The organism is Mitsuaria sp. 7 (assembly GCF_001653795.1).
GTDB lineage: Bacteria > Pseudomonadota > Gammaproteobacteria > Burkholderiales > Burkholderiaceae_C > Roseateles.
This window is the reverse complement of the sequence record NZ_CP011514.1, coordinates 5,576,468-5,597,619: the sequence shown is the minus strand read 5'-3', so window position 1 is coordinate 5,597,619 and position 21,152 is coordinate 5,576,468. Positions and strand designations below refer to the sequence as shown.

Annotated in this window: 19 protein-coding genes; 7 read left to right on the top strand and 12 right to left on the bottom strand. The window is 68.7% G+C overall.

Features of this window, described 5'->3' with window-relative positions; all coding sequences use genetic code 11:
* Positions 1–37: 37 nt before the first annotated feature.
* Together ABE85_RS24600 and ABE85_RS24595 are read left to right on the top strand one after the other, a co-directional pair.
* Positions 38–892, top strand: coding sequence for a hypothetical protein (locus ABE85_RS24600; RefSeq protein WP_157522893.1), 855 nt, complete (start codon positions 38–40; stop codon positions 890–892).
* On the top strand, positions 889–2,382 hold the full coding sequence (locus ABE85_RS24595; RefSeq protein WP_067281078.1) for a lipopolysaccharide assembly protein LapB: 1,494 nt from the start codon (positions 889–891) through the stop codon (positions 2,380–2,382). Before ABE85_RS24600 ends, ABE85_RS24595 begins: the two co-directional genes overlap by 4 nt.
* Here the strand turns inward: ABE85_RS24595 and metW are convergent.
* The 4 genes from metW to ABE85_RS24575 form a co-directional block, all read right to left on the bottom strand.
* The gene (metW, locus tag ABE85_RS24590; protein WP_067281060.1) at positions 2,363–2,947 is read right to left on the bottom strand and encodes a methionine biosynthesis protein MetW; all 585 of its coding nucleotides are present in this window, start codon (positions 2,945–2,947) and stop codon (positions 2,363–2,365) included. The two genes, ABE85_RS24595 and metW, sit on opposite strands and share 20 nt — an antisense overlap.
* Positions 2,944–4,134 (bottom strand): homoserine O-acetyltransferase, encoded by a 1,191-nt coding sequence (locus ABE85_RS24585; protein ID WP_082938921.1) that lies wholly within the window; start codon positions 4,132–4,134, stop codon positions 2,944–2,946. Before ABE85_RS24585 ends, metW begins: the two co-directional genes overlap by 4 nt.
* Before the next feature lie 142 nt (positions 4,135–4,276).
* Positions 4,277–6,148 carry a signal peptide peptidase SppA gene (gene sppA / locus ABE85_RS24580; RefSeq protein ID WP_067281057.1) on the bottom strand — a complete coding sequence of 624 codons (1,872 nt, stop codon included), beginning with the start codon at positions 6,146–6,148 and terminating at the stop codon, positions 4,277–4,279.
* Between the two features lie 176 nt (positions 6,149–6,324).
* Positions 6,325–6,957, bottom strand: coding sequence for a glutathione S-transferase family protein (locus tag ABE85_RS24575; RefSeq protein WP_067281055.1), 633 nt, complete (start codon positions 6,955–6,957; stop codon positions 6,325–6,327).
* Between the two features lie 243 nt (positions 6,958–7,200).
* On the opposite strand from ABE85_RS24575, the gene ABE85_RS24570 reads away from it, so the two are divergent.
* Genes ABE85_RS24570 through ABE85_RS24560 form a run of 3 tightly spaced genes read left to right on the top strand, consistent with a single transcriptional unit; the run spans position 7,201 to position 10,236 of the window.
* Positions 7,201–8,394 carry a YjgN family protein gene (locus tag ABE85_RS24570; protein ID WP_067281052.1) on the top strand — a complete coding sequence of 398 codons (1,194 nt, stop codon included), beginning with the start codon at positions 7,201–7,203 and terminating at the stop codon, positions 8,392–8,394.
* Positions 8,394–9,512, top strand: coding sequence for a M48 family metallopeptidase (locus ABE85_RS24565; protein ID WP_067281045.1), 1,119 nt, complete (start codon positions 8,394–8,396; stop codon positions 9,510–9,512). The genes ABE85_RS24570 and ABE85_RS24565 overlap by 1 nt, the downstream gene beginning before the upstream one ends.
* Positions 9,513–9,555: 43 nt before the next feature.
* Positions 9,556–10,236, top strand: coding sequence for a glutathione S-transferase family protein (locus tag ABE85_RS24560; RefSeq protein WP_067281041.1), 681 nt, complete (start codon positions 9,556–9,558; stop codon positions 10,234–10,236).
* Between the two features lie 2 nt (positions 10,237–10,238).
* Here the strand turns inward: ABE85_RS24560 and ABE85_RS24555 are convergent, their stop codons facing one another.
* Both ABE85_RS24555 and ABE85_RS24550 read right to left on the bottom strand, forming a co-directional pair.
* Positions 10,239–10,748, bottom strand: a complete 510-nt coding sequence (locus tag ABE85_RS24555; RefSeq protein ID WP_067281038.1) for a GNAT family N-acetyltransferase — start codon at positions 10,746–10,748, stop codon at positions 10,239–10,241.
* Positions 10,749–10,863: 115 nt separating this feature from the next.
* On the bottom strand, positions 10,864–13,761 hold the full coding sequence (locus ABE85_RS24550) for a polysaccharide deacetylase family protein (RefSeq protein WP_231993177.1): 2,898 nt from the start codon (positions 13,759–13,761) through the stop codon (positions 10,864–10,866).
* Between the two features lie 159 nt (positions 13,762–13,920).
* Between ABE85_RS24550 and purB the strand changes: the two genes are divergently transcribed.
* The gene (gene purB / locus ABE85_RS24545) at positions 13,921–15,288 is read left to right on the top strand and encodes an adenylosuccinate lyase (RefSeq protein ID WP_067281034.1); all 1,368 of its coding nucleotides are present in this window, start codon (positions 13,921–13,923) and stop codon (positions 15,286–15,288) included.
* Between the two features lie 84 nt (positions 15,289–15,372).
* Here purB and ABE85_RS24540 read toward each other — a convergent pair whose 3' ends face one another.
* The 6 genes from ABE85_RS24540 to ABE85_RS27790 all read right to left on the bottom strand — a co-directional run bounded on the left by ABE85_RS24540 (position 15,373) and on the right by ABE85_RS27790 (position 20,077).
* On the bottom strand, positions 15,373–15,825 hold the full coding sequence (locus ABE85_RS24540; protein ID WP_067281031.1) for a hypothetical protein: 453 nt from the start codon (positions 15,823–15,825) through the stop codon (positions 15,373–15,375).
* Positions 15,807–16,088 carry a hypothetical protein gene (locus ABE85_RS24535; protein WP_067281027.1) on the bottom strand — a complete coding sequence of 94 codons (282 nt, stop codon included), beginning with the start codon at positions 16,086–16,088 and terminating at the stop codon, positions 15,807–15,809. Before ABE85_RS24535 ends, ABE85_RS24540 begins: the two co-directional genes overlap by 19 nt.
* A gap of 303 nt (positions 16,089–16,391) precedes the next feature.
* Positions 16,392–16,964: an outer membrane beta-barrel protein gene (locus tag ABE85_RS24530; protein ID WP_067281024.1), complete on the bottom strand. Its 573-nt coding sequence runs from the start codon at positions 16,962–16,964 to the stop codon at positions 16,392–16,394.
* Positions 16,965–17,162: 198 nt separating this feature from the next.
* Entirely contained in the window at positions 17,163–18,479 is a 1,317-nt protein-coding gene (locus ABE85_RS24525; protein WP_067281019.1) for an ATP-binding protein, read from the bottom strand.
* Complete coding sequence (locus ABE85_RS24520) at positions 18,479–19,186, bottom strand: winged helix-turn-helix domain-containing protein (RefSeq protein ID WP_067283503.1); 708 nt, start codon at positions 19,184–19,186, stop codon at positions 18,479–18,481. The genes ABE85_RS24525 and ABE85_RS24520 overlap by 1 nt, the downstream gene beginning before the upstream one ends.
* 123 nt (positions 19,187–19,309) lie before the next feature.
* Positions 19,310–20,077: a GNAT family N-acetyltransferase gene (locus ABE85_RS27790; protein ID WP_067281017.1), complete on the bottom strand. Its 768-nt coding sequence runs from the start codon at positions 20,075–20,077 to the stop codon at positions 19,310–19,312.
* A gap of 70 nt (positions 20,078–20,147) precedes the next feature.
* On the opposite strand from ABE85_RS27790, the gene pyrF reads away from it, so the two are divergent.
* Positions 20,148–20,978, top strand: coding sequence for an orotidine-5'-phosphate decarboxylase (gene pyrF, locus ABE85_RS24510; RefSeq protein ID WP_067281014.1), 831 nt, complete (start codon positions 20,148–20,150; stop codon positions 20,976–20,978).
* The last annotated feature ends 174 nt before the right edge of the window (positions 20,979–21,152 follow it).

The window sequence follows — 21,152 nt, the reverse complement described above, 5'->3', positions numbered from 1 at the left end:
GACGACGCTTGCCGCTTCTGTTTTTCGGGAGCGTCGCGTGATCGATCTCGATGATGTTTTTCCGCTGCGGTCGACGCAGCTTTCTGCTGCGTTTGAAGCAGCGCCCAAACGTCTGCTCTCGGCGAGCGTCAGGGTCGACTATGGTCGATCGCTGCCCCTTGAAGATCCGAGGTACGTGCAGACCGCGCGAGCGCGCGGCGAACTGTTCGAGCGGCATTTCCAGCTCGCGTTGGGTTTCGACGCCGAAGACCCCAGTCCGTTGGATATCAATCCGGATGGTCAGCATCTTCTGCTTTTCGGCCACGTCGGATGTGGCAAGAGTACCGAGCTGCGCCACCTTTCGGAGACCCTCCATCACCCGCAGCGCTATTGGGTCGTGCACGTGGACCTGCAGGCGCTGATCGACACCAACATGAAGCTCTTCGAATCCGATGGCACCACGCGCCGCGTCGAGGCATTCGACGCGCTGCGCGAAGTGGTGTTGAAGCGCTGTCACCACAGTCTCTTCGCGGATCTGGCCGCATTGGATCGACTGATCGCCTTTTCAGGCGGACATCTGCGCGATCTGCTCCGTCTGATCGACTTCGCCTGCACGCGTGCCACCGGCCCGAAGATCGATCGCGCGGCGGTGGATGCCGCCATCACGGAAGTCGGCATCGACTATCGGGACGGCCTCACGGAGGAGCACTACCTGATGCTCGTCAAGGCCGATCGCAGGAGCAGGAATCTGGGCACCAACGAGATGTTGGCCGAACTGGTCGAGAACGGCGCGCTGCTGGAATACAACGCCGGCTCCTGGCGCCAGACCCACCCCGTCGTTCAGACCCTGGCGGGGTATGCCTACGCCGCCGAGTTGCTGGATGCTCAAGCAAAGACTGCGGAGGCGGCATGAATGCGATCCTGCCGGCCTCCTGCTCTGAGGAGTTCAAACGGCTCATGCTGTACCTGGAGATCAAACACGATCGGTGGGGCCTGTTCCTCATGCTGTATCGCCATGCATCGGAGCGCGCGGCCGTTGTCCAGATGCTGGAATCTGCACAGCCGGGGCTCCGCAGCATCGAGGCGTCCTCGCGGCATGCCCGGTGGATGGACCTTGAAAACGACCTGGCGGCACTGTCCGTCGGCGCATCGGCGATTCAGGTCATGGGGCTGGAGCGATGGCTCGACGTGGACGACGACGAGACTCCGAGGAAGCTCGGTCACATGAACATGCGCCGCGATCAATTTGCGGCACGCGTGCCGTGTCCGATTCTGCTCTGGCTCACGCCAAAGGCTTTGCGCATGCTGGTCGGCGAAGCGAAGGACCTCTGGTCCTGGCGGACGGGCCACTTCAGATTCCTCCACCCGGAAGCGCCAACACTGTCAATGACGCATCGCAGCAAGGATCTAGGCCGTCACCTTCATCGCGACGTCGACATCCGCAGCGAAGAGCTCAAGCGACTGCGTCTTGAGGAGCGGTGCATGGCGCTGCATGAGCTTGCCGCCTGCAGTCCGACGGACACGCTCGATTGGGGTCAGTTCGTGCTGACAGACATGATCCGACATGCGACATCCCTGGGGGACTGGGAAGACGCCGACGATCTGCTGTTGCTGGAAATGATCCCCCGTGCCAGGGCGGCCGGCGACCAGATCGGATTGGCCGACGCGCATGGCCTGCTCGCGGAGCTGCGCACCGCGCAGGAGCAATTCGAGGCCGCGGTCATGGCGCGCGACAAGCAGGTGCGCTTGCTTCGCAGGATTCAAGCCGAGAACGCCCATGAGCGGGCGCTTTCCGCTTTGGCCAGCGCTCACCGCGCACGCGGCGACATCAGGAACGCGCGCCGGATATGGGAGCGCGGGTTCCTGCCGACCTACGTGGCCCGTGGCACGCGCAAATGGCAAGCCTTCACGAAGGCGGAGATTGTTCGCTGCCTGCTCAGCACCGAGCAGCCGAGTGACAACGACCTCAAGAACGCCGAAGAAGTTCTCCGCGATGAAGTCCTGCCGACTCTGCCCGACCTCGCCGGCGAGCGAGCCACGGCCATCACGCTCGACCTGTTGGCTGACGTGCTGGAACGGCAAGGCGAGCTGGACGATGCGCTCCGGATACGTCGCCGCGACGTGATTCCTCTGCTGGCGGTGTCCAAGGACATCCGACTCATCGCCTGGGTGGTGTGCAAGGTCGCTGATGGGTTCGCGCAGCAAGGTCGGTTCGAAGATGCGATCGCGCTGCGCGCCGACGAGGCGATTCCCGTGTTCCAGTACCTCGGCGACAAGCCGGCGCTGGCGGTCGTCGAAGCGGATCAGGCCATCGACCGGACCGCGCTGGCCGACATGAACGCCGCACTCGCCGCGATGCGTGGCGAGTGCGGCGAATCGACGCTCAATCCCGATCGAACTTGAACACCGCCATGCTCGCCATCAGGTTCGGCATCACGCGGACCTGGCGGCTCTCCTGCACGCCGAAGCTGTCCAGCACCCGCAGCCCGCACTTGCGCGCCAGGATCTGGAAGTCGGCGTAGGTGCCGACGCGGATGTTGGGCGTGTCGTACCACTGGTAGGGCAGCACCCGCGTCACCGGCATGCGGCCCGCGAGGATCTGCAGCCGGTTCGGCCAGTGCGCGAAGTTGGGGAAGCTGACGACGCCCATCCGACCCACGCGCGCGGTCTCGCGCAGCATGGCCTCGGTGTTGCGCAGGTTCTGCAGCGTCTCCAGCTGCAGCACGACGTCGAAGCTCTGGTCCTCGAAGATCGCCAGGCCCTCTTCCAGGTTGAGCTGGATCACGTTCACGCCGCGCTGCGCGCAGGCGAGCACGTTCGCATCGTCGAGCTCGACACCGTAACCGGTGCAGCCCTTCGTCGCCTGCAGATGCGCCAGCAGCTCGCCGGTGCCGCAGCCCAGATCGAGCACGCGCGAGCCGGCCGGGACCAGCTCCGCGATCATGTCCATCACCGCGCGATCGCTCATACCGACACCCCCGCCAGGCGATGCGACACGGGCGCGCCGGCGGCCCCCGGCAAGGACTTCTCATGCTCCTTGGCGATGCGGTCGAAGTACGCGCGCAGCACGCCGTGATAGCGCGGATCCTCGAGCAGGAACGCATCGTGGCCGTGCGGCGCGTCGATCTCCGCGTAGGACACGTCGCGCCTGTTGTCGAGCAGCGCCTTGACGATCTCGCGCGAACGCGCCGGCGAGAAGCGCCAGTCGGTCGTGAAACTCACGACCAGGAACTTGCACAGCGCCGTGGCGAAGGTGCGGCTCAGGTCGCCGCCGTGCTCGCGCGCCGGGTCGAAGTAGTCCAGCGCCCGCGTGATGAGCAGGTAGGTGTTGGCGTCGAAATACTCGCTGAACTTGTCGCCCTGGTAGCGCAGGTAGCTCTCGATCTGGAACTCGATGTCCGAGGTCGAATACCCCAGCTCCGCCGAACGCATCTGGCGGCCGAACTTCTCCTCCATCACGTCGTCGCTCAGGTAGGTGATGTGGCCGATCATCCGTGCCACCCGCAGCCCCCGGCGGGGCACCACGCCGTGCTCGTAGAAGAAGCCGTCGTGGAACTCGGGGTCGGTGATGATGGCCCGTCGGGCGACCTCGTTGAACGCGATGTTCTGCGCCGACAGGTTGGGCGCCGTCGCCACCGCGATGCAGTGGCGCATGCGCTCCGGATACCGCAGCGACCAGTCCAGCGCCTGCATCCCGCCCAGCGAGCCGCCCAGCACCGCCGCCAGCTTCTGGATGCCGAACCGGTCCAGCACGCGCGCCTGCGCATCGACCCAGTCCTGCACGGTGACGACGGGGAAGTCCTTGCCGTACACGCGGCCCGTCTCCGGGTTCAGATGCATCGGCCCCGTCGAGCCGAAGCACGAGCCCAGGTTGTTGATGCCGATGACGAAGAAGCGGTCCGTGTCCAGCGGCTTGCCGGGACCGATGAGGTTGTCCCACCAGCCCTCGCTCTTCTCGACGTCGGCATGCGTGCCGGCCACGTGGTGGCTGGCATTGAGCGCATGGCACACGAGGACCGCGTTGGACTTGTCCTCGTTGAGCCGGCCGTAGGTCTCGACCATCAACTCGTACCCGACGATGCGGGCGCCGCTGCGCAAGATCAGCGGCTCATCGAACAACAGCCGCTGCGGTGTGACGTCACCGACAGATCCCATGGAACACCCCAAAAAACAAAACCCGGCGCCGCTGCTTGAAGCGGAACACCGGGTCTCGATCCGTGGATCGGGTGTCCCTCTTTAGCTGCATTTCTTGGGCGCCCGCAAGCCGGACAAATCGGCGCCATCGGGGGAAGTATAGCTACGGCGCGGTACAGAGGCAGTGCACGATCGCGCGCACCGGCGGCTTCGATCCCGCCGGACCGGCCTCGGCCTGCTCGGCCAGCCAGGTGATGTCGACCTGCGCCTCGCGCAGCGGTGCCGGCACCGCCGGAATGCCGCCCAGCGCGTGCATGACCATGCCGCGCAACGACGGCGCCGCCGCGTCGCCCATGCTCGTCAGCAGACGGTCGAAGGCGCTGCGGTCAGGCTCGACGTAACGCACCGTCGGCTCGTCGCCGAGCTTGGCGCGCTTGGCCGCGCTGGCGATCGCGTCGGACAGCAGGCCGGTTCTGTCGACCAGTCCGCGCTCCAGCGCCTGCGAGCCGGTCCACACGCGGCCCTGGCCGACGGCGTCGATCTGCTGCGAGGACTTCTTGCGCGCCTGCGCCGCCTTGCCGGTGAAGTCCGCGTAGATGTGCTCGATCGAGGACTGCACCACCTGCGCCATGCGCGGATCCAGCGGACGGCGCGGGTCATAGCCGTTGGCCAGCCAGGTCGTCGTGTAGCCGCCGGTGTGGATCGACAGCTTGTCCAGCAGCTTCTCGCCGGTGGGCAGCATGCCGAACACGCCGATCGAGCCCGTGATCGTCGATGCGTCGGCGATCACCTCGTCCGCCGACATCGAGATCCAGTACCCGCCCGACGCCGCCACGCCGCCCATGGACACGACGACCGGCTTGCCGACCGCGCGCGTGAGTTCCAGCTCGCGACGCACCAGCTCGGAAGCGAACGCGCTGCCGCCCGGCGAGTTCACGCGCAGCACGACGGCCTTGACCTTGTCGTCCTCGCGCGCCTGGCGGATCAGCTTGGACATCGACTCGCCGCCGATCTTGCCCGGACCGGCGCTGCCGTCGACGATCTCGCCTTCGGCCACGATCACGCCGACCTGCCCCTCGGGCTTGGGCAGCTTGGGCGGCAGTTGCGCGACATAGGCGCCCAGGTTGATCTGGCGCAGGCGCTTCTCGTCCTTGGCGCCGCGCTTCTCGAGCAGCGCCTCGACCTCGTCCTCGGTCTTCAGGCCGTCGACCAGCTTCTCGGCCAGCGTCAGCTTGGCGGGATCGCCACCGGCGGCCTTCAGCCGTTGCGGCAGCTCGTCGATCGCGCGCTGCACCGACCCCTTCGGCAGCTTGCGGGCCGTCTCGATCGCGGTCTGGTACCGCGCCCACAGCTCGTCGTACAGATAGCCTTCCGCCTCCAGCGTCGCGGGCGACGGACCGTTGGCGAAGTAGGGCTCGACCGCGTTCTTGTAGGTGCCGACACGCAGCACGTTGGGCGTGATGCCCACGCGGTCCAGCGCGTCCTTGTAGTAGTTGCGGTAGCGGCCGTAGCCCTCGATCATCACGCCGCCCATCGGGTGGATGTAGACCTCGGTGGCCTGCGCGGCCAGGTAGTACGCGCGCTGGTCGAAGGCCAGCCCGGCGGCCACCACCGGCTTCTTGCTCGCCTTGAAGCGGGTCAGCGCGGCTTCGATCTCATGCAGCGCGGCCGGCGTGGCGCCGCCGAACTGGTCCAGGTTCAGCACGACCTGCACGATGTGGTCGTCCTTGGCCGCGGCGTCCAGCGCCCGCAGGATGTCGCGCAAGCGGGTCTGCGCGCGGGCCTCGCCCTTGATCTGCGCGATCGCCTGGTCGCGCGGCGAGCCGGAGAACTGCTCGACGACATCGCCGCGGATGTCGAGCACGAGCGTCGTCTTGTCCTGCAGCGGCTTGCCGCCGTGCACCGCGGCCCAGATCAGGGCGATCAGGATCACCCAGAACAGCAGCGTGAACACCACGCGCCGCGTGCCGTTCAGGAACCACCACACGCCACCGAAAAAGCGCCCGACCGGCGCCAACGCTCGCTTCACACCCATCCAATCCTCCCGGGATCCGTCAAAGGAATGTCCAGACCGGCTCGGATGTCGAGCCGGTATCGGGCGATTGTGGGCCCGTTCGAGCGGTCCGGCGGGAAGTCAGTGGCGCGCCCGCCCATCGGAGGGAGGCCCGTGGGGTGGCATGGCCTGGCCCCGGCCGGGCCGGATCAGTCAGGTCAGGCGTTCGCGGGCGGCACCGTGTCCTGGAAGCTCTGACGGGTCATGAGCTTGTCGAAGTGCTTGGCCAGGTTGGGGTGCGCCGCGCGCCAGTCGATCTGGGCAAAGCGGAAGTCCAGGTAGCCCAGCGCGCAGCCCAGGGCGATGTCGGCCAGCGTGAAGTGGTTGCCCGAGCACCAGTTCTTCTCGCCCAGCCCGTTGGCCATCGCCTGCAGCGAGGCCAGGACCTTGTTCATCTGACGCTCCACCCAGGCCTCGCTGCGCTCGCCCGGCGCGCGGCCGGACCAGGTGTGCTCCAGGCGCGCCGCGACGCAGGCGTCGATCAGGCCGTCGGCCAGCGCCTCCCAGGTGCGCACCTCGCAACGCTCGCGACCCCGCTCCGGGATCATGCGGCCCACCGGCGACAGCGTGTCGACGTACTCCACGATGACGCGCGAATCGAACACCGCGCCCGTGATCGAGTCCTGACCCTCCATGACCAGGCACGGCACCTTGCCGAGCGGATTGATCTTGAGGATGTTGTCGCTGCCCCAGACGTCTTCCAGCTCGAACTGGTAGTCGAGCTTCTTTTCCGCCATGACGACGCGGACCTTGCGGACGTAGGGGCTGGTGAGGGATCCGATGAGCTTCATGGTGTCGGGGGATTCTAGCGAGTCGACTCCCGGGACTGACTCCCGGACGCGACAGTGGCGCCGCCCTCATTTGGGTGTATTGCCGTCCCCTGCGCCGGTGACGCACACTCCCGCCCGCCCCGCCTGGATGCGGGGTCGCGGCCGAGGGGGCCGACGGGGACGCACAGGCAATCAGTGCGCCCACAGCACAGATCGGCTCCTTGAGAGCGACAACCACAACGACAGCGTCAGAGAGAGGGAATCATGCGACAGCACGAGGAGGAAGCGGCGACCGGCGGTTTGACCGGGTGGCCGCTGTCGGAGTACCGCAAGCGCAAGTTGGAGATCCGGTTCACCGGGTCGGGCAGCGAATACTTCCGGATCTGGATCGTCAACCTGCTGTTGACGATCGTCACGGCCAGCCTGTACTGGCCGTTCGCGAAGGCGCGGCGCATCCGCTACTTCTACGCCAACACGGTGATCGACGGCCATGCGCTCACCTTCCACGGCGATCCGTGGAAGATGTTCCGCGGCCATGTGCTGCTGCTGGTGCTGATGGGCACGTACTCGGCGGCGGGCCACTTCTCGCCGATGGCGGGCCTGGTGGCCTTCGTCGTGATGGCCGCGATCTGGCCGGCGCTGTGGCGCGCGGGCATGCAGTTCCGGCTGGGCAATACCGGCTGGCGCGGCCTGCGCTTCGGCTTCGTCGGCACGCTCCAGGGCGCCTACGCCCCGGCGCTGCCGGTCTGGATCCTCTCCGGCGTGGTGCTGGCGGCCCAGGCGATCGGCGGCCCGGCCGGGCTGCTGCTCCACGGCAAGCCGCGCTTCGGGCCGGTCGAGGTCCTGGTGCTGCTGGCCGTCCTCGGCATGGCGCTGGTGATGCCGTGGATCGTCGCGGCGGCCAAGCGTTACCAGCACAACGGCTACCGCATCGCCGCGCAGCAGGGCGAGTTGAGCCTGGGCGCCGGCAGCGTGTACTGGCTGTGCCTCAAAGGCGCCGGCATCGGGCTGCTCGTGCTGGTGGTGGGGATCCTGGTGGCGATGGCGATCTCGGGGGCGAGCGCCCTGCTCGGGTCCCGGATCCTGACCATGATCTCGGCGTTCGTGTCGTTCGGATTGACCTACCTCCTGCTCTTCGCGCTGGTCGGACCGTTCTTCACGGCACGCTTCCAGAACCTGCTCTGGAACCGCACGACGACCGATGACCTGTCCTTCACCAGCCAACTGCGCTTCGGCGCGCTGGCCGGGCTCACGCTGAAGAACTGGCTGCTGACCGCGCTGACCCTCGGCCTGTATCGCCCGTTCGCCGCGGTCCACACCGCGCGCATGCGGCTGGAGGCCGTGAGCCTCACGATGGACGGCGATCCCGAGACCTGGCTGGCCGGCCAGGAGAACGCTTCGCAGGACGCCGCGGGCGATCTCGCGGGCGACTTCTTCGGCATCGACATGGGGCTGTGATGCCGGACGCGGCGACCCTCCACGCGGACTGGTTCGACGGCCGCAGCGCCCGCGCGCGGCCAGTCCGGTTGTGGCTGGAGCGCGACCAGCTGGTCGTCCACGACCAGGGGCTGGAGGGCGTCGAACGCCGCTATCCGATCCGCCACGTGCAATGGCCGGAGCGCACCCGCCACGGGCAGCGCCAGGCGCAGTTGCCCGACGGGGGCGTGCTGATGGCCAAGGACGCCGCCGACTGGGACGCCTGGGCCGACGCCTCGACGCAGGGCCGCGGGCTGGGCGGCGGACTCGCGGTGCGGTGGTTCTCCAGCTGGAAGCATTCGATCGTGGCGCTGGCCGTGGTCGTGGCCGCCGGTGGCGCGACCTGGCACTGGGGCGTGCCCGCTGCCGCGGACCTGATCGCGCGCCACCTGCCCGCGGCGATCGAGCAGTCGATCGGCGACGGCTCGATGGAACAGATCGACCATCTGCTGCTCAAGCCGAGCAAGACGCCGACGCGCGATCAGCAGCAGTGGCGGGAGCGCTTCGCCGCGATGGTCGCGAGCCAGCCCGGCGAATCGACGGCCTACGAGCTGCACTTCCGCGACGCCGGTCCAAGCGTCGGTCCGAACGCGTTCGCGCTGCCCGGCGGGCACATCGTCGTCACCGATGAACTGCTGCATCTGCTCGGCGACGAGCCCGATGCGGTGCTCGGCGTGCTGGCGCATGAACTCGGCCACGTGCGAGAGCAGCATGGCCTGCGGCTGACGATGCGTGCGAGCCTGATGGGCGGACTGCTGGGCTTCGCCGTGGGCGATTTCTCGAGCCTGCTCGCGGGTGCGCCGGCGGTGTTGATGCAGGCGAGCTACTCGCGCGACTTCGAGCGCGCGGCCGATGCGCAGGCGAAGCGGCTGCTGATCGACAGCGGCCGGTCGCCGCGGGCCATGCTGGCGCTGTTCGAGCGCATCGGCGAATGGCGCTCGAAGCGCTCCGCCCAAGCGCGTGCCGAGCGCGCCTCCGAACCTCACAGCCTCGGCCGCGACATCGGCGAACAGGCCAAGGCCGGCGCGGGCGAGCTGCTGCGCATCGCGTTCAACTCGCATCCGGCGGACGAAGAGCGGATGCGGTTCTTCGAGCGCTGATCGACGCTCCTACACTCTCCGCTCCTCTTTCGCGGAGATCGTGATGACCGCCTCCCCCTCGGCTTCCACCTCGACATCCAACGACGGCTACGTCCTCTACGGCACGCAAGGCTCCGGCTCGGCGATCGTCGAGATCGGCCTGCGCTGGTGCGGCCAGGAGTACCGCACCGTGCATGCGTCCTCGTGGGAGAACGCGTCGGAGCAGGACGCGCTGCGTGCGCTCAATCCGCTGATGCAGATTCCGACGCTGCACACGCCCGACGATGCCGTGCTCACCGAGAGCGGCGCCATCCTGATGCACCTCGGCCTGCGTTTCCCCGACGCGGGACTGCTGGGCAGCGACGAGCGCCATCGCGATCAGATCCTGCGCGGCCTCGTCTATATCGCGGCCAACTGCTACAGCTGCATCAGCATCATCGACTACCCGGCACGCTACTCGACCCGCACCGACAAGGACGACCGCGAGGCCATCATCGCCGGCACGAAGGCGCGCCTGCACAAGCACTGGGAGATCTTCGCGGACATGTTCCCCGGGCAACCTTGGCTCAGCGGGGCCAAGCCAGGCGCGCTCGACGCGATGGCCGTGATCGTGTCGAAGTGGTCGGGGGCCAGGAAATACCTGGAAGCGAATCGGCCGGAGTTCTTCGCGCTGCTCCAGCGCATCGAAGCGCTGCCCCACGTCGCCGAGGTGTGCGCGAAACACTGGCCGCCGAAGACGGCCTGACCTTACGCGGCCTGGAACTGCGGCAGCAGCCGCACGTGGGTGTAGCGCGCGGGACGCTCGATGGGATCGAGGGTTGCATCGATCGGCGCGAAGCCGCAACGCGTCCAGAAGGTCGCTGAATCCGCTTCTTCGCAATTGACGTGCAAGCGGCTGAAGTGACCCTGCGCACTGGCAAGCACCGCGTTCACGAGGCGCTTCGCAAAGCCGTGACCGCGCCAGTCGGGATGCACGTAGAAGCGACGCATGCGGCCGGTGCCGGGGCGTCCGGGCGGCGGTTCGACGTTGAGCCCGCCCACCGCGATGACCTGCCCGTTCGCATCGAGCCAGGCCCACAGCGACTCGCCGGGCTGCTCGTAGCGGTTGGCGCCGCTGCGCCATTCGTCCATCAGACGGCGCAGCATCTGCCGCCCCTCGCTCTCGCTCGCTGCAAGCAGCGGCGCCCAGGCAAGGGGATCAATCTGATGCACGCGGATCAGGCGCGGTGCGGCGCCATCGGAGGCCAGGGAAAGCATCGAGCGGAGCGGTAACCAGTCGTCAACCGAGCGGGAAAGGACGGATTAAGCAGCAGGCGGAATGCCCCTCGCATCAGGGACAACCCGCCCGCCGTCGGTCCTTTCCAACGCTCGCTCAGCGCGGCGGTTCCGGCTTCTTCGCGCTTTCCGGATGCTCGATCCAGGCCTTGAGCTCCGCCGCCCGCGCATGCTTGGGCGAGAGTTCGATGAACGCCCGGTACGCCGCCTGCGCGCCCGCGTCGTCGCCCGCCCGCAGCAGCGCGTCGCCGAGGTTCAGGTGCGCCAGCGCGCGGCTGCCGTCCATCTCGATCGCCTTGCGGTACCAGCGCGCCGCCTCGGCCGGCTTGTCGCGCTTGTAGTAGATGAAGCCCAGGTTGTTGGCCGCCAGTGCGAACTTGGGCTGCAGCTTGAGCGCCTCGGTGAACGCGGCCTCGGCCTCGTCGTAGCGGCGCTCCTTGTAGAGCTGCAGGCCGCGGTCGTTGGCGCGTTGCGCCGCGATGCGCGCACTGGTCGGCGCCGGCGCGGCGCTCGTGGCGATCGCCGTGTCCGTGCCGTCCAGACCCTTCAGCGTGACCTGCACCGAGGTCGCGCTGGCAGCGGGCGATCCGGGCGCGGCGCCGGTCGGCGCGGAGGCCTGCGCCACCGGCTGCAGCTGCGCGTTGCGGGCGTCGTCGGCCTGCTTCGCGAGCGCGCTCGTCTTGGCGTCGAGCTGGTTGCTGTCGCCGCTGAGCGCCTGCTCCTGCGTGGACGCGAGTTCGAAGATGAACTCGCCGCCCTCGCTGCCCGGCAGGCTGCCGAAGGCCGGCGTCTGGTGCGCGATCGCGGAGACCGCCGGCGCCACATAGGCCGCCAGCTCGGTCGCGGTGATCAGGCCGTCGCCGTTGAGGTCGGCCTTGCCGGACAGGGCCTGCAGCAGCGTCCAGGTGAAGACCGAATGTCCGCCCGGACCGTCGTCGGCGACCTGCTGGTCGGCGCCGCCGGCCGTCATCATCTGACGGCCCATGCGGCGCGCGTTGTCGCGCACGAAGTTCGAGCTGCCGCCCGGCGCGCCGCCGCGCGTCAGTCCGAGGCCCGAGTAGCAGGCATCGATGACGAAGAACGCATGCTTGGCCGGCAGCGCCTCGCTGAGTTCCTGCAGCTGCGGCATCGCGATCGCGTCGGTCTGCAGGTCGTCGGTGCCGGCGTCGACCGGGATGATGTAGCCGACGTCGCGCCCGCTCGGCAGCTTGCGCGTGCTGCCGTGGCCGGCGAAGAAGACGAACACGCGGTCGTCGCGCTTGAGCTTGCCGTCGCCGCCCTTGCGCGCCATGCCGTTGAGCGCGCGCAGGATGTTGGCGCGCGTCGCGTCGCCGTCGGTCAGCGTGGTGACGTTCTCCGGCCGGAAGCCGAATTGCGTCTGCAGCGTCTCCTGGACGGCGCGGGCGTCGCGCACCGCATGCTGCAGTCGCGGCCAGGCCTTGTACTGGTCGATGCCGATCACGAGCGCGACGCTGTCGCGATAGAGGTTCGCGCCCGCGAGATCCGGCGGCGCCGCGTCCGCGGCGGGCGTGTCGGCCGCGACGATCTTGCCGTCCTTCCAGGCCGCGAACTTGTAGCCCTCGGCCTTCAGCTGGTCGAGCACCAGCGGCAGCGCCTCGACGGTGCGCGCGTGGATGTCATGGAACAGCACGATGCCGCGCTGCTGCTTGCCAAGCTCGCCCAGCACGCGCGCCGCAATGGACTTGGGGATCGGGTCGGACCAGTCCAGCGAGTCGACGTTCCACATCATCGAGCGCAGCTTGAGCGCCTCGATCGCGCCCAGCGCCGCGTCGTTGCGCGCGCCGTAGGGAAAGCGGAACAGCGCCTGGCCGTCGCGGCCGGCGGCGTCGAGCAGCGCTTCGGTGGAGCTGGCTTCCTGGCGGACCTTGTCGAGCTCGAACTTCGACATCACGCCGTGGCTGAAGCTGTGGTTCGCGATCGGGTGGCCGGCGGCGAGCACGCGCTTGGCGACCTCGCTGCCCGGGCCCGGCTTGATCTTGCCGTTGGCGTCGACGCTGCCGAGGTTGCGGCCCAGTTCGAAGAACACGGCGGGCGCCTGGTAGCGCTTGAGGATCTCCAGGATCTCGTCGGTGTAGCGCGGGTGCGGACCGTCGTCGAAGGTCAGCAGCACCGTCTTGGGCGGCAGCTGGCGGCCGAAGAACTCGCGCTCCTGCTTGCTGGGTCCGCGCGTCGCAGCCGGTGCGGCAGGCGCGGTCGCCGTCTGCCCGCTGGACGTCGAAGCCACGGTCTCATCCGGGCCCTCCGTGACGCTCGGACGCGCCTGCAGGTCCGGCAGGATGGTCGCGTAGTCCTTCAGGATGCGGTCGCGCGCGTACAGGCCCTTGAGCTTGGCGACGTAGTCGGTCCACTTCTCGCGCTTGGGCACGATGCCGCGCTGCGCGAAGCGGCCGAAGGTGTCGCGCAGTTCCTGCTCGTAGGCGTTCTCGATCTCGCCCAGCACACCAAGATCTTCGCCCGCGCGCTTGGCCAGCTTGAGGCCGGCGATGCTCTGCGAAGTCGAGAATTGCTGCGAGAGCTGCGTCAGGAATTCCTTGAAGGCGAGCCGGTCGGCGTCGAACCACGACGGCTCCTGCTCGATGCGGTCGAGCAGCTCCGAGAGCGCGGCCAGGCCGGCGGGGTCGGTGCTCTTCGAGGCCGTCTCGCCCAGGGCGCGGATGCTGTCCTGCATGTCGTGGAAGAGCAGCATGCCGACGGACCGCACCGCATCGCGTTCAGCGGGCTTGAGCGCGGCTTCGCCGTCCATCAGCACGATCATCTGGCGGTAGCGCGCCAGCACCTCGTCGCTCTGCTTGCGCAGCGTGGCGCTGACCGCCGGACTGGCCGACGCCGCCTCGACCGGCGCCAGCGGCCGGGGGGCGTCGCCGGCGGGCTTGCAGCCGCTCATCAGGGTCATCGTGACGGCGGATGCCGCGGCCGTGACGAGCGTTCGGGCGGCCATCCAGGCGGCGCCCTTGCGTTGACTTCTCTCTTGCATGCCTTCCCTCGACCCTTCCCTCAAAGTCCTTGCTCCCCGCCCGCCGGAGGCCTCCCCTCGGGGGGTGGCAGATCGGAGCGGGGGCCATTGTGACCCGCTCTGTAGAATCCGCGGGTTTGTCCCACCCCCTTGAACGGCCGGTTCCGGCCCTTGCGCGCCATGAATCTTTCCGCCCTCACCGCCCTGTCGCCCCTGGATGGCCGCTATGCGTCGCGCATGGCCGCGCTGCGCCCGCTGCTGTCCGAATTCGGCCTGATGCACCGCCGCGTCCAGGTGGAGATCGAATGGTTCATCGCGCTGTCGGACGCCGGCCTGGCTGAACTGAAGCCGCTGTCGACCGCCTCGCGCGAGTTCCTGCGGGCGCTGGTGGCCGACTTCTCCGAGACCGATGCGCAGGCGATCAAGGACATCGAGAAGACGACCAACCACGACGTCAAGGCGGTGGAGTACTGGATCAAGCAGCAGTTCGCCGGCAAGGCGGAGCTGGAAGGCGCCGGCGAGTTCGTGCACTTCGCCTGCACCAGCGAGGACATCAACAACACCAGCCACGGCCTGATGCTGAAAGCCGCGCGCGACCAGGTGATCCTGCCCGCGCTGGACCGCGTCATCGAGAAGATGACCGCGATGGCCCGGACCCACGCCGCCGCGCCGATGCTGAGCCGCACGCACGGCCAGACCGCCAGCCCGACCACCGTCGGCAAGGAGATCGCGAACGTGGTGGCGCGCCTGCGCCGCGCGCGCACCGTGATCGCCGAGGTGAAGCTGCTGGCCAAGATGAACGGCGCCGTGGGCAACTACAACGCGCACCTGTCGGCCTATCCGGAGAAGGACTGGGAGGCGTTCAGCCAGTCGGTGATCGAGCAGCAGCTGGGCCTGACCTTCAACCCCTACACGATCCAGATCGAGCCGCACGACTACATGGCCGAGCTGTTCGACGCCGTGACGCGCGCCAACACCATCCTGGTGGACTGGTCGCGCGACGTGTGGGGCTATGTGTCGCTGGGCTACTTCAAGCAGAAGACGAAGGCCGGCGAGATCGGCTCGTCGACGATGCCGCACAAGGTCAACCCGATCGACTTCGAGAACGCCGAAGGCAACTTCGGACTGGCCAGCGCGGTGCTCACGCACCTGAGCCAGAAGCTGCCGATCTCCCGCTGGCAGCGGGACCTGACGGACTCGACGGTGCTGCGCAACATGGGCGTGGCGCTGGGCTATGCGCTGCTGGGCTACGACTCGCTCACCAAGGGCCTCGACAAGCTGGAACTCAACCAGGCCGCGCTGGACGCGGACCTGGACAGCTCGTGGGAAGTGCTGGCCGAGCCGATCCAGACCGTGATGCGCCGCTACGCGCTGCCCAACCCGTACGAGCGCCTGAAGGAACTGACGCGCGGCAAGGCGATCACGCGTGAATCGATCCAGACCTTCATCCAGGGTCTGGAGCTGCCCGAAGCCGAGAAGCAACGCCTGCTGGCAATGACGCCGGGCAACTACACCGGCACGGCGGAAGCGCTGGCCAAGCGGATCTGATCGATCGACGTCGACATCGACATCGACGTCAACGTCGCTTGATCGCAAAGAAGGGGCAGTGCAAACAGGCACTGCCCCTTTTTGCTATCGGTCGTTCCGATCAGCGTTTGGAGACTGACGCCAGCGGCGCCCGACGAGGATCACGCAGCCTGCGATCCAGCTCACGGCGAGGACTTCCAGCGCCGCGGCCATCACGGATTCAGACGTGACGTCCGCGAGCGCGCGGAAGGCTTCCGCGCCGATCGCCGCGACCACGAGGCCCAGCACGGCGACGGTCGCTCGCGAGACCCGGGGACGTGTCGCGTCGACAGCCGCCGCCAGGAACACCGCCGTCACGCGGAAGACGACGGCGCCCCACACGAGCGCGCCCAGCATTGCCAGGAAGAGCTGCGGGTACGACCACGCCGCGCAGCACCCCGGCAGCGCGAGCACGAGACGGGCGCCCGCGCCCGCGGCGACCACGCGCGCCACGGTCCGGGGCAGACCGCCTTGCGGCGGTTGCGCGGAGGCGTCCGGGTTCACCGCGTGATGTTGCATGCCTTGGAGTACTCCGCCGCCAGCCCGCCGCCGATGGCCCAGCCGCCCAGCACGGTGATGAAGCTGCCGCCGATGCCGCCCACCGTGGAGCCGATGCCGCTCCACGCGAGGATGGTGTTGGCGCAGGCCGTGGCGTCGGCGGTGGCGCGGCCTTCAGGCGTGCCCGCCCACGAATCGCCGCCGTGCACGGTGTCGATCTCCGCGTCGGTCAGCTCGCGGAACTCCAGGTCGCGCGATTCACAAGAGGTTGTCAGAACGTTCATGTCGATGTTCCCGGAAAGGAAGTTGATTCACGACCTTGGCGTCGATGAATCACACCGTCGGGTGACGGCGCGTTCGCATTCCATCGAGAACGGCGACTGACGCCCATGACCCGCCTGTGCGTCGACGAGGCCGGTCACGCGCCGCGAGCACGACTCGCCCCTGTCCGGCGGCAATGAAAAAAGGGCAGTGCATTTCTGCACTGCCCTTGCACCTGCCGGGGAATCGGGGGGTCGGGTGTCGCTCGGAGCAGCCCCGTCAGGCGCCGGTGCCGGGGGGAATCGGCACCGGTCAACCGAAGTCGATCAGAACTGGTACGCGACGCCCATGCTCAGGCGGTCGTCCTTCTTGTCGAAGCCGTTGGCTTGCGGCATGTTGTTGAAGCGGGTGGCTTCGGCGCGCAGCGAGACGTTCTTCGTCAGCGCGTAGTCGACGCCGACACCCAGCTTCAGGCCGGTCTTGTCCTTGTCGCCCAGGCCGTTGCTGAAGTCGCGCTCGGCATACGCCACGCCGACCTTGCCGTAGACGCCGAAGCCCTTGCCCAGCGGGGCGCGGGCGATGCCGTCCAGCGAGTACACCTTGTTCTTCGCGGTCACGCCGCCGAAGTCGACCTTGCCCAGGTCGGAGTAGCCCACTTCAGCGGCGAAGTTCTCGTTGAACTTGTAGCCGCCGAAGATGCTGTAGCTGTCCGAAGTGCGCTTCTGCGAATTGCCGTCCACGCGCTGCGTGGTCTTGCCGACGTCGCCGCCGATGTAGTACGGGGTCACCGGATCGGCGTGCGCGACGCCCACGCCCAGGGTCAGCGCGACGGCCGCGGCGGCCAGCAGGCCGGCCTTCTTGCCGTTGATCGAAGTGCGGGTGTTGTTGTTGCTGTTCATCTGGAACTCCTTCAGAGCTGTTGACCGATCTGTCGTCCGGGGGTGCCTTGGACAACCGCCAGGCTCGTTCGACATGGGCCTCATTCTGGGAATTCGACCTCGCCGCGTCTGTGGAGCGAGTTGAGCGCTTGTGTGACGGTCGATGACAGCGGCGCACGCAGCGCTTGACGAAGCTTCACGCGGGGCGGAGAGCGCCCTTCAGACCGCGGTGGCCGGCCAGTACAGCAGCAGTCGTGCGCCGCCGAGTCGCGGCGCTTCGCCGAGTCGCGCATGCCCGCCGTGCGCATGCGCGACGTGCCGCACGATCGCCAGGCCCAGGCCGAAGCCGCGCGTGCCGCGGCCCTTGCGTTCGAGCCGCTTGAAGGGTTCGAACGCCGCCTCCCGCAGCGACGGTGGCACGCCTTCGCCGTCGTCGTCGATCGCGAGCCAGAGCTGGCCCGCCTCGACCCACGCGGTCAACAGGATGCGGCCCTTCGCATACCGCGCCGCGTTGCGCAGCCCGTTGCGGATCGCGTAAGGCAGCAGCCGCTCGTCGAAGGGCAGCACATCGGGCAGGCGCAGGTCCGTGTCCAAGGCCTTGCCGTCGAGCAAGGGCGCCAGCGACGCCGCCTCCTTCGCCAGCATGTCGCCCAGGTTCCCCTGCATCACATGCGGCTGCAGCGCGCCCATGTCGAGCCGCGCCAGCGTCAGGCTCGCATCGATGAGTTCGTCGAGTTCGGCGATGTCGCGCTCGCAGGCCATCACCGCCTGCTCGCGCCGGTCGCGGTCGTCCTCGTCGACGAGCGCATCGACCGCGAAACGCAGCCGCGCCAGCGGCGTGCGCAGTTCATGCGAGACCGCGCCGGTCAGCTCACGCTGCGTCGCCATCGCGGCGGCCAGCCGCTCCAGCATCGCGCGCGTGGCCGCGGCAACGGGCGCGAAGAGCCGGCTCTTCAACGGCGGCAATTCGGTGTCGAGCCGTCCGGCGCTCAAACGCTCGGCCGCGCGCTGCAGCCCGCGCAGATCGCGCCACAGCGGCCTCAGTTGCCACCACGCGATCAACGCGACCGCCAACGCGATCACGACCGCCACGCCCAGCTGCGCGGCGAGTTCCTTCGGCAGCTCGCCCGCCCGCTTGGAATCGAGCGGCCCGAGCAGCAGCAGTTGATCCGGCTCGCCCGGCAGCGCCGCGTAGATGCGGCGGTTGAAGCCGGTGACCAGCACCTCGCCGCGTTCGAGCCGGCGGCGCTGGTCCGCGTTCAGTTCCGACAGGTCGGTGCGGATCAGCCGCACGGGATAGTCGAACTGCGCGTCGAGCTCCCTCACCCGCTCGCGCCGCGCCGGCGGATCCAGCGGCGCGAGGTCCCGCACCAGCAGGTCCACCGTGCCGCGCATGAAGTTGCGGACGTAGTCGTTGGTGACCTCGGACGCGCCGATCAGCACCAGCCCTTCGACGAGCAGGATCAGCGCCAGCACCGCCAGCCCGAGTCCCAGCGCCATCCGCAACAGCGAGGCGCGCAGCGTGATCCCGGCCATCAGTCGATCGCGAAGAGGTAACCCTGGCCGCGCACCGTCTTGATCCGCACCGGCGCCTGCGCGTCGTCGCCGATCTTCTTGCGCAGCCGCGAGATGCGCGCGTCGATCGCGCGGTCCAGCCCGTCGAACTCCAGCCCGCGCAGGCCCTGCATGATGTCGTCGCGGCTGACGACCTGCCCCGCGCGATGCGCGAGGAAGTTCAGCAGCTCGTATTCGGCGGTCGTGAGGACGACAGGTTCGCCGTTCAGGCGCAGCTCGCGCGATTGCGGCAGCAGCGTGAGCGGTCCGAAGTGCAGCGCCTCGCCGACCGGATGCGCCGCCGGCAGCGCGTCGCGTCGCAGCAGCGCCTTCAGCCGCGCCAGCAGCACGCGCGGAGCGACGGGTTTGGCGATGTAGTCGTCCGCGCCGCCCTCCAGGCCGAGCACCTGGTCGATGTCGTCGTCCCGCGCGGTCAGCATCACGATGCGACCGGCGAAATCGCGGCGCGTGTCGCGCAGCACGTCGAAGCCGTCCTTGCCCGGCAGGTGCCCGTCCAGCAGCACCAGGTCGAAGGACTCCTGGCGCATCAGCGCCTCGCCGGCCAGGCCGTCGCCGCAGATCGTCACCGCGTAGTTGGCCTTGCTGAGCGCATCGGCGACCAGTTGCGCCAGGCGCTCGTCGTCCTCGATGAGCAGGATGCGCGCGGCGGTCTGAGCAGGAATGTCCATGGCGGCGAGCATAGGCGAGGCCTCGCCCCGCCGACTTCAGCCACGCTTAAGCGCGCCTGCGCACGCGCGCGTCTTCCGGCGCACGCCTTCCGGTGCGTGTCTTCCGGTGCGTGTCTTCCGGTCTCAGCGATCAGCCGGCACGTCCAGCCGCCAGCCCGCGGGCGTGCGCACGGCCCGCAGCGTCGGATCGTCGGCCAGCGGCGCCCAGCGCTGCGCCAGGTGGTCCAGCGCCTGCGGCGACAGGTCCGTGCGGCTGGCCATCACGCGATCGACGACTTCCGGCGTCACGCAGGCCGTCAGCGCCGGCCGCGCCGGTCCGCGCAGCGCGGCATGCCAGCGGTGTCGCAGCGCGGCGATCTCGTCGGCGTCGGAAGGCGGTGCCGGGTCGTGCCAGGAATAGACCCGGGACAGGCCCTCATGCGCCTCGGTCTGCTGGAGACCGTCGTCGTTCATGCCGATCGCGAGCAGCACGCGACCGGACGGATGGTTCTCCGGCGCCGTCGTGCCCAGCAGGTGCCGCAGGCCGAGCACCTGCCGGCAGTAGTCGAAGGTGGCCGCCGCCGCCTCCCGCGCGTAGCCCTGACCCCAGAACCGTTCCGGGAAACCGTAGCCGATGTCCGGATGCGGCAGCCCCTCGCGCTGGATCACGCCGGCCAGGCCGAGCAGTTCGCCGTCCTCCAGCCGCTCGACGGCCCAGAAGCCGTAGCCCAGCAGCCAGTAGCGCGCCTCCAGCCGCTCGCGGATCCAGGCCGCGGCCTGCTCGTCGGTGCGGACCTGCGCGTCGTAGATGTGCGCGATCCAGGCCGGCTCGTTGAGCAGCCCGCGGACGAAGGCCGCATCCGACTGCCGGAACCACCGCAGGCGCAGTCGCGCCGTTCTCAACACGTCCATCCCCGCCTCCCAGCGCCCGGGGACGTCGCCCCCGGATGTCATCTCAAGCAAAAGCGGGACAATACCGCACATGAAATTCATGTCGAAGCTGCAGGCCGCCGAGCGCCTGAACGACTCCCTGCTGTGCGTGGGGCTGGATCCCGATCCCGCGAAGTTCCCGACCCACTGGAAGGGCGACGCCGGCCGGATCTACGACTTCTGCGCCGCCATCGTCGACGCCACCAAGGACGTGGTGAGCTCGTACAAGCCGCAGATCGCCTACTTCGCCGCGCACCGCGCCGAGGACCAGCTCGAGCAGCTGATGGCCCACATCAAGCGCAACGCGCCGCACGTCCCGGTGATCCTGGACGCCAAGCGCGGCGACATCGGCGCCACCGCCGAGCAGTACGCCCGCGAGGCCTTCGAGCGCTACCAGGCCGACGCGGTGACGCTGTCGCCGTTCATGGGCCGCGACAGCGTCGAGCCCTACCTGCGCTACGCCGACAAGGGCGCCTTCCTGCTGTGCCGCACGTCCAACCCGGGCGGCGACGACTGGCAGATGCAGCGCCTGGCCGACGTGCCCGGCCAGCCGCGCCTGTTCGAGCACCTGGCCGCGCTGGCCGAGAGCGACTGGAACGTCAACGGCCAGCTGGGGCTGGTGGTCGGCGCGACCTATCCGAAGGAGATCGAGCGCGTGCGCGAGCTCGCCCCGACGCTGCCGCTGCTGATCCCGGGCGTGGGCGCCCAGGGGGGCGACGCGGCCGCCACGGTCTCGGCCGGCTGGCGCAAGGACGGCGGGACGGTGATCGTGAATTCCTCCCGCGCGGTGCTGTACGCGTCCGCCAGCGAGGACTTCGCCGCCGCCGCCCGCCGTGTGGCGCTGGCGACACGCGAGGCGCTGCGCCCGACCGCCGCGGCCTGATCCCCCGCCGGTGACGCCCGCCAACTAGTTGGCAAAAACGTCGAACGCGCACCGAACTGGACGCGTTTCGGGATTCCACGCCTCTGCAGAACACCCTCGGCTCACCGAGACTCCGTTACCGGACGTTGCAATTCCGAGCTGCCGCGTGCCGATCTGGCATGCCGCTCGCCCCGG